We start from the raw sequence: 1923 nt of genomic DNA, 5'->3' as shown, positions 1-1923 counted from the left end.
CCTCCGGTGAAACTGCCTCCTTTGATGCAAGTGATGAATCATTCCGCATCAGAACGCCCCACACATCCTTAACCGGTATCTTCAGTGCATTGTATTTTGTTAAATCAACCCGTCCAAATACAATGCCAAAATCCAACAGCCCCTTATCCAGGCGTTCCATGACGAAAGTAGAATTACCGCTGGAGATATGATAGTGTATGCCAGGGCAGGAGACCTGCAGGCTTTTTGCAGCTTTCGCTAAGATACGTACACCATCCGTCTCGCCGGTACCGATATAAATATCTCCCATAACAATGTTATTGGTGCAGGTGACCTCGTTTTCAGTCTTCTGGACCAAATCAAGAATCTCTTCCGCCCGTTTTCGCAGAATCATGCCTTCTTCCGTCAATGTTACCTTACGTGAGCCTTTTGTTCCGCGGATCAGAAGCTGTTTACCAAGTTCCTCCTCCATATTTTTAATCTGAGTGGAAAGTGTGGGCTGTGACAGGTGCAGTGATTCCGCTGCACGCACAATACTCTGTTCCCTTGCAATTGCAAGAAAATACTGCAGTACTCTTAATTCCATCTGGGTTACCTCCTTATAATAATCATGTTTGAATTGCTATACACTTTAAGCCAGGCACATCGCCGAAATTTCCCCAGCTCGGCGATGCCTGCGATGCGGGCATGCCACGGGTCTCTGCGTAGCATGTCTTACCCCCATCATCCCTGGATTCCAACGGATCGTAAGAGGGCACTCAGCTGAGGCATGTATCAGGATTGGGCAGCGAATGCCGGCATGCCACCTATAAGCGCTTCGAGAAAGTAGAAACAGCCGGTAGCTCGGCAAGATTTCTCAGCTGATACATAAATGGGGGGTTATTTAGGTGATTTATTTAGATGAAGTTGGTTGAAATTGGAATAAGTCTGCTTAACGTTTAAGGTTGACTTTTGGTTAAACCTGGTTAAAGTTTAATGTTTAGTTTAAAGTTTAGGTTTAAAGTTTAACACACATATGAATAGGTTTCAACTAGTTAAATCTATTAAATATAAGTATTTGTTATATATGTATACCGGATTTATACTGTATTTAAGATGATAAAACTAAATCAGCGGAAGGGAAACAGAATAAGAACCATAAGCTTGCAGATGCAGGACAGGAATTCATTCAGGAACAGGATAAAGGAACGTATATCCCTGCCTGATAAAATTAGGAGTCAAATAAATAATTACATGAAAATGGAGGAGAAAAATGATTGAATTAAAAGAATTTTTAGATTTTATGGACAGTGGAAGTACCATTACTGGAGATACGAAGATACATGCATACATGCATATGCTTTCGCAGGAAGCATTAAAACTGACGGCAGAGTTAAACACCGGTTACCATACCCCGAAAGAAATAAGAGAAATCATGGAACGATTAACCGGCAAACCCATGGACGAATCCTTTAACCTATTTCCACCTTTTTATACCGATTGCGGTAAGAACCTTACCTTTGGAAAAAATGTATTTTTGAACTCCGGCTGTAAATTCCAGGATCAGGGAGGGATCTTCATTGGTGATGGCTGCCTGATCGGTCATAATGTTGTCCTTGCAACTCTGAATCACAATCTGGATCCGAACCACAGGGGAGACTTGATCCCTGCCCCCATTCATATCGGTAAAAATGTCTGGATCGGATCTAATGCAACAGTTCTTGCTGGTGTTACTATTGGAGATGGTGCTGTAATCGCCGCCGGTGCAGTTGTCACGAAGAGTGTTCTAGAGAAAACAATTGCAGGCGGGGTTCCTGCCAGGGTTATGAAAACGATTGTATGTGAGAAAGAACCTGGAGACTTGGAAATATAAATACCAGAAGACAACATCTAAATGTAAATCTAATCACAATTATATAAACGCTCATGTATATGTATATAAAAAATAAAACCCTTCGGATTGTG

Annotated in this window: 2 protein-coding genes; one reads left to right on the top strand and one right to left on the bottom strand. The window is 41.8% G+C overall.

The window, feature by feature from the left end:
• Nucleotides 1-565 (bottom strand): LysR family transcriptional regulator (locus tag ACH2DQ_RS20875; protein WP_395028175.1); only part of this gene is annotated, 565 nt, incomplete at its 3' end.
• Between the two features lie 669 nt (nucleotides 566-1234).
• On the opposite strand from ACH2DQ_RS20875, the gene ACH2DQ_RS20870 reads away from it, so the two are divergent.
• On the top strand, nucleotides 1235-1831 hold the full coding sequence (locus ACH2DQ_RS20870; RefSeq protein WP_394911940.1) for a DapH/DapD/GlmU-related protein: 597 nt from the start codon (nucleotides 1235-1237) through the stop codon (nucleotides 1829-1831).
• Nucleotides 1832-1923: the final 92 nt, after the last annotated feature.

Source organism: Robinsoniella sp. (assembly GCF_034124845.1).
Note: the sequence above shows the minus strand (reverse complement) of the source record. Positions and strands in the feature narration are given on the sequence as shown.